Genomic DNA, 6153 nt, shown 5'->3' with positions numbered 1-6153 from the left:
CCAGCTGTACATTGCCTGCGGCATCTCGGGTGCGATCCAGCACCTGGCGGGGATGAAGGACAGCAAGGTGATCGTTGCGATCAACAAGGACGCGGAGGCGCCGATCTTTGGCGTGGCCGACTATGGGTTGGAGGCGGATTTGTTTGCGGCCGTGCCGGAGATGGCCGCCAAGCTCTGACCATTCCAAGCCGACGCCCACCACGCCAGGAGACAAAACACCATGCAGGCCGAATTCGACACCGTCGCCGCGTGCATACGCCACCACGCCCGCAACCAGCCCACTCACCCGGCGCTGCAGGACGAGCACGCGCAGCTGAGCTACGCCCAGCTCGACGCGCTGATGGATCGCGTGGCCGCCACGCTGCAGCGCGCCGGCGTGCGCCAGGGCGATGTGGTTGCCATCTGCGCGCTCAATTCGGTGCGCATGGGCGCACTGTTCCTGGGGGCGCTGCGCGCGGGCGTGGTGGTGGCGCCGATGGCGCCGTCATCGTCACCCGAGGCGCTGGCCAGCATGCTGGGTGACGCGCAGCCGCGCCTGGTCTTCGTCGACGCCGCCGCGCCGGCGCTGGTGCAAGCTGCGGCACAGCTGCCCTGCGTGGCATTGGAGCCGGGTGCGCCCGGCCAGGGCTGGGACGACTGGCTGGCACCGGCCGGCAGCCAGCCGCAACCGGTGGCGGTGCAGCCGGGCGATGCGTTCAACATCATCTATTCGTCGGGCACGACCGGCGTTCCAAAGGGCATCGTACAGTCGCACGGCATGCGCTGGGCCCATGTACGCCGCGGCGCGCAGTATGGTTACGGGCCCGACGGGCGCACGCTGCTGTCCACGCCGCTGTACTCCAACACCACGCTGGTGATCTTCTTCCCCACGCTGGCCTATGGCGGCACCGTGGTGCTGATGCGCAAGTTCGGCGCCCTCGCTTACCTGCAGCTGGCCGCGCAGCTGCGCATCACCCACACCATGCTGGTGCCGGTGCAATACCAGCGTCTGATGGCGCTGGCGCAGTTCGGCGACTTCGACCTGTCGGCGCTCACGCAGAAGTTCTGCACCAGCGCGCCCTTCCACGCCGCGCTCAAGGCCGAGGTGCTGGCGCGCATGCCCGGGCGCCTGACCGAGCTCTACGGCATGACCGAGGGCGGCGGCACCTGCATCCTGGACGCGCACTTGCACCCGGACAAGCTGCACACCGTGGGCCACCCTGCGCCAGGCCATGACATCCGCCTGATCGACGAGGACGGGCGCGAGGTGGCGCCGGGCGAGACCGGCGAGGTGGTCGGCCATTCGCCAAGCATGATGAACGGCTACCACGGCCAGTCCGACAAGACGCGCGAGGTCGAGTGGTTCGACGCCGCGGGCAAGCGCTTCATCCGCACCGGCGACGTGGGGCGCTTCGACGCCGACGGTTTTCTCACGCTGCTCGACCGGCGCAAGGACATGATCATCAGCGGCGGCTTCAACATCTACCCCAGCGACCTGGAGGCGCAACTGCGCGAGCACCCGGCCGTGGCCGACGTGGCGGTCGTCGGCGTGCCGTCCGAGCAGTGGGGCGAGACGCCGGTGGCCTTCGTCGTGCTCCGCGCGGGCGGCGCCACCAGCGCGGACGAGCTGCGCGACTGGTTCAACCAGCGCGTGGGCAAGACGCAGCGCCTGGCAGACCTGCGCTTCACGCCGGAGCTGCCGCGCAGCGCGATTGGCAAGGTGCTCAAGCGCGAGCTGCGCGAGGCCTTTGCCGCGCAGAACTGAACGGCCGGGCGCAACGATTCGCTGCGCCTATCGCCGCAGTGGAGAAAGCGATTGGACAGCCGATGGCGCGCCGCCCAGAATGGCCGGGCACCGCACCATGGCGCAGCCGGACCGCGATAGGGCGGCGCCGAAACGACGAATCACCACACACAAGGAGACAGACATGCAATCAATGACCCGACGCCAATGGCTGGCCACCGGACTGGGCGGCGCCGCCGCATTGGCCGCGCCGCACGCCAGCTGGGCCCAGGCGGCCTATCCGACCAAGCCCGTGCGCGTGATCGTGCCCTTTGCCGCCGGCGGCACGACCGACGTTGTCGCGCGCCTGGTGCTGCAGAAGATGACCGAGCTGTGCGGCCAGTCCTTCATCGTCGAGAACAAGGGCGGGGCCGGCGGCATGATAGGCACCGAACAGGTCGCCCGCGCCACGCCCGACGGCTACACGCTGCTGCTCAACACCGCTGGCGCGCAGACGCTCAGCCCCGTGATCTACAAGGCGGCCAAGTACGAGGCGCTGGACAGCTTCGAGCCCATCACCCACATCTGCGACGTGAGCTTCATCGTCATCGCGCGCGAAGGCCTGCCGGTCAGCAACATGCAGGAGCTGATCGCGCTGGCGCGCGGGCCCAAGCCGCTGTCCATGTCCTCGGGCAGCAGCATGATCAACCTGATGAGCGAGGAGTTCAAACGCGTCATTGGCGCGCCTGAGACGATCAACGTGCAATACAAGGGCACGGCGCCGCAGATGCAGGCCGTGGTCGCGGGCGAGGTGGACTTCTCGCTCGACTCGTTCGCCTCGGTGGAGATGATCCGCGCCGGCCGCGTCAAGGCGCTGGCCGTGTTCTCGCACGAACGCGCCGCGTCGTTCCCCGACGTGCCCACGCTCACCGAGCTGGGCATCAAGGGCATGGACTTCGCCTCCTGGGCCGGTCTGCTGGCGCCCAAGGGCACGCCCAAGGAGATCGTCGGCTACCTGGCGCAGCAGATGGACAAGGTCATGCAGATGCCCGACGTGCTCGACAAGCTGCGCTCCTACGACTACCTGCCCAAGCGCACCTCGCCCGAGGAGTTCGGCAAGCTGATCGCCGCGGACAACGCGCGCTGGAAGCGCATCGTCGCGGAGACCGGCTTCAAGGTCAGCTGATATGGCTCATACGGCTTTGCGATAGCTACGGCTATCGCTGTGGCTTACGCCTTGCTCAGACCAAAAATCCATCGGTTTTATTTGTCGCATCAAGCATCCAAACACTGCACTAGGGCATAGCTGCGGTGTTCAGCAGCAAGGAAAGCTGGGTGCGGTTCATCACGCCAAGTTCGCGGAAGGCTTGCTTGAGGTACTGCTTGACCGAGCCTTCGGACAGCCCCAGCTCGCCCGCGATCTGCGCATTGGACAGGCCCTGCGCGGCCAGGCGCGCCACGCGCACGATGCGGGGCGACAAGGCAGCCAGTGCGTCGGCATGGCCCCAGACGTCGGATGCGGGCAGTGCGATGGAGGCGGGCGACGTCGCCCTGCCGGCTAGGGCCAGATCAATGGCCGCGCGCAGCCCATCCAACGGGCCGGATTTGTGCAGGATGGCGCGCACGCTGGGCCAGCGCTGCCACTGGCTGGCGTGCGGCAGGGTGCTGGCGCCGCTGAGGATGATGACCGGCAGATCGGGCTGGGCTGCGCACAGGCTGGCCAGGCCCTGCCCGGCGCCCATGCCCGGCATGTAGACGTCGACGATGGCGAGGTGGCAGCCCGGTGGCTGCGTGGTGGCGTGCAAGAGGCTGGTCAGGCTCCAGGCATGAATGAACTCGTAGCAGCCCAGCAGGCCCAGCTGCGCGGCCAGGCCGGCCCGCACGATTTCGTGGTCGTCGGCCAGCAGAATGCGGGTTGCCGTGGTGTGCATGGCGTCCATGATTTGCATCCTTACAAACGGGACAGTTGGGTCAACCAAGCGTGCAGGGTGTCGGGCTTGAGGGGTTTGCGCCAGAAACAGGCGCCCCGCTGGGTGATGGCCTGTATGTCTTGGCTGCCTGCGCCGCCGCTGACAACCGCAACGGGCAAGCCGGGCCAGCGCTGCTGCGCCCAATCGAGCACCTCGTGCGATCGCCTGCCCTGCCCCAGCCAATGGTCGGTGATGAGGCCGTGCACCTGCGGGGCGCCGGCAAGGCAGGGCGCCGGCAGGGCCGCCTTCGCCTGCTCCAGGCCAGCGCGGACCGTTGCCTGCACGCCCCAGCCCTGCAGCAGGGTGCCCAGGGCAAGCCGCGCGGCCGGGTCATCGTCGATCACCAAAATATGCAGGCCGGACGGCAGCATGACGTGCTGCGAAGGTGCCGCTTGCGCGGGTTCGGCGGTCGCGGCGGTGGTGAGGTCGGCACGTGGCAAGGTGATGGAGAACACCGAGCCGCGACCGCGCGCGCTGGCTGGGTGCAAGAGCACACGCGTGTCCATCAGGCCAGCCATGCGCTGGGCCACGGCCAGGCCCAGGCCGTGGCCTTTGTCCAGATGGGTGCGGTCGTCGTCATGCGCGCGGTAGAACTCGTCGAACACGGCGGCGCGATGGGGCTCGGCAATGCCGGGGCCACTGTCCCGCACCTCGAAACGCCAGGCGGGCAAGCCGCCGGTGGTGTGGGCGCGGCGCACGGCCAGCATGACGCCGCCCGTCGGGGTGTAGCGCAGGGCGTTGGACAGCAGGTTGCCCAGCACGCGCCACAGCAGGGCGGGATCAGCCAGTACGGCGGGCACGGCGTCGTGCCGGGGCGTGCGCAGCCACAACGCCAGGCCGCGCTCGTGCGCGGTGGGGCGAAACGCCGCCTCTGCGCGCGCCAGCATGGCGCGCAGGGGCACCGGCATCAGGTCGGCTTGGACGGCCTGGGCATCGATGTGCGCCAGATCCATGATTTCGTCCACCAGCTCGGAAAATTGGGCGACCCCGGTGTTCATCTGCCGCATCAGCGGCGCCTGGTGCGTACCGGCCAGTTGCTCGCTCAGCGCGGCGCCGAGCAACTGCATGGCGTGCGAAAAACGCTGTGTGGCACGCAGCAGCACCAGCCACAAAATCACCATGAAGGCGGCGATGACGGCATGCCCAAACCCCGGTGTGTGCTGGCCGATCCACAGCAGCTGAATCGCCAGGCCGAGCATCAGCGGCGTGGTGATGGCCCAGACCGCCGGCTGCCACAGGCAGTACTGCGTCATGACCACCGCCGAGACGATGACCGCCAGCGAAAGAGCGTACAGGGTGGCCAGCGGGTCAGGCGAGGTGATGGGCCCGTGCGTCCAGGTACCAAACGCAATGCCCGTCAGGGCCATGCGCCATAACAGGGCAAAGGGCCAGGTGGCCTGCAGGCTGCAGCCTGGCGCCAGCTGTGCCGAGATACGACGCTGAAAGAGCCAGCGTTCGATGGCCAGCGCGCTGATGGCGAGCGCCGGCCCCCAGGCCCACCGCCAATTGACGAAGGCGGTCAACAGGCCAGCCACCAGCCACACCGCCAGCAATGTCGCGCGTATGGAGGTTCGAACCCCTTCCATCAGGAGGGTGGCCACCTGGCGCTCCAGCTTTTGCTGTTCGATCGGGTCGTCGCTGACGACGGGGATCTGGCGCAGATGCGACCACAACGGCCCACGCCTGCGCGCGGCGGCAGTGAGACGGGGCGGGGCAGCGGACGGCATAGCGACGCGATAGAGCGGAATGCGTGGGGATGATAGGACAGTGGTTCTCCGGCAATCACGCGCGCCGTGCGGGCCAGCGCTCAGCCACCGACCAGGCGCAGGGCGAGGCTGGCGCCAAAGCCCAGGTAGGCCAGCGCGCCAAACCGGCGCATCTGCAGCGCACCGCCTCGGCCGCCCAGCCAGCGGCACGCACGATGCGCCAGCGCCGCATAGCCGCTGTGTACGCCGAGGGTGACCAGGGCGTGCAGGCCCAGCAGCGCAAGCAATTGCAGCGGCAACGGCTGCGCCCGATCAAGAAATTGCGGCCAGGTCGCCATCACGTACACCAACAAATAGGGGTTGACGCACTGCAGCATCAGTCCACTCACAAAAATGCGGCGCAGTACTCGCCTTTGTGGCTGATCCTGCATGGCCGGCAGCGGCGCGGCACGCCAGGCGCGAACAGCCAGATAAGCCAGAACCCCAACCGAGGCCAGTTCCAGCGCGCGCAGCGCCGATGCCTCGACCGATGCGAGCAAAGCGGCGCCACCCAGCATCGCGGCGGCGCACGTTATGCAGGAGCCGCAAATCAGTCCGGCGATGGCGTACACCGACGCCTTGCGATCGCGGGTCAGCGCCGTGCTCAGGGTCATGAGCACGGCCGACCCTGGCATCAGCACCGTGATCAGACTGAGCGAGAGGAACAAGGGGTAGTGGCTCATGGCAGGAACTAGCAAAGCATCTGGCTCCATGGTGAGCCGAGGCGCTGGGCTGC

General features: G+C 68.2%; 6 protein-coding genes. 3 read left to right on the top strand and 3 right to left on the bottom strand.

The window, feature by feature from the left end; all coding sequences use genetic code 11:
• From ABD767_RS13610 to ABD767_RS13600, 3 genes are all read left to right on the top strand, one after another.
• The coding region (locus ABD767_RS13610) for an FAD-binding protein (RefSeq protein ID WP_344869799.1) at positions 1–178 on the top strand (178 nt) is incomplete at its 5' end.
• Positions 179–220: 42 nt separating this feature from the next.
• Entirely contained in the window at positions 221–1744 is a 1524-nt protein-coding gene (locus tag ABD767_RS13605; RefSeq protein WP_103045329.1) for an AMP-binding protein, read from the top strand.
• 163 nt (positions 1745–1907) lie between these two features.
• The gene (locus ABD767_RS13600) at positions 1908–2888 is read left to right on the top strand and encodes a tripartite tricarboxylate transporter substrate-binding protein (protein WP_103045330.1); all 981 of its coding nucleotides are present in this window, start codon (positions 1908–1910) and stop codon (positions 2886–2888) included.
• Positions 2889–2997: 109 nt separating this feature from the next.
• Here the strand turns inward: ABD767_RS13600 and ABD767_RS13595 are convergent, their stop codons facing one another.
• The 3 genes from ABD767_RS13595 to ABD767_RS13585 all read right to left on the bottom strand — a co-directional run bounded on the left by ABD767_RS13595 (position 2998) and on the right by ABD767_RS13585 (position 6100).
• Complete coding sequence (locus tag ABD767_RS13595; RefSeq protein ID WP_344869798.1) at positions 2998–3642, bottom strand: response regulator transcription factor; 645 nt, start codon at positions 3640–3642, stop codon at positions 2998–3000.
• A gap of 11 nt (positions 3643–3653) precedes the next feature.
• Complete coding sequence (locus ABD767_RS13590; RefSeq protein WP_344869797.1) at positions 3654–5345, bottom strand: ATP-binding response regulator; 1692 nt, start codon at positions 5343–5345, stop codon at positions 3654–3656.
• A 134-nt stretch (positions 5346–5479) separates the two neighbouring features.
• Positions 5480–6100 (bottom strand): LysE family translocator, encoded by a 621-nt coding sequence (locus ABD767_RS13585; RefSeq protein ID WP_344869796.1) that lies wholly within the window; start codon positions 6098–6100, stop codon positions 5480–5482.
• Positions 6101–6153: the final 53 nt, after the last annotated feature.

The organism is Comamonas faecalis, assembly GCF_039538025.1.
GTDB lineage: Bacteria > Pseudomonadota > Gammaproteobacteria > Burkholderiales > Burkholderiaceae_C > Comamonas_C > Comamonas_C faecalis.
The sequence above is the reverse complement of the archived record's forward strand: the minus strand, read 5'-3'. Positions and strand labels throughout refer to the sequence as shown.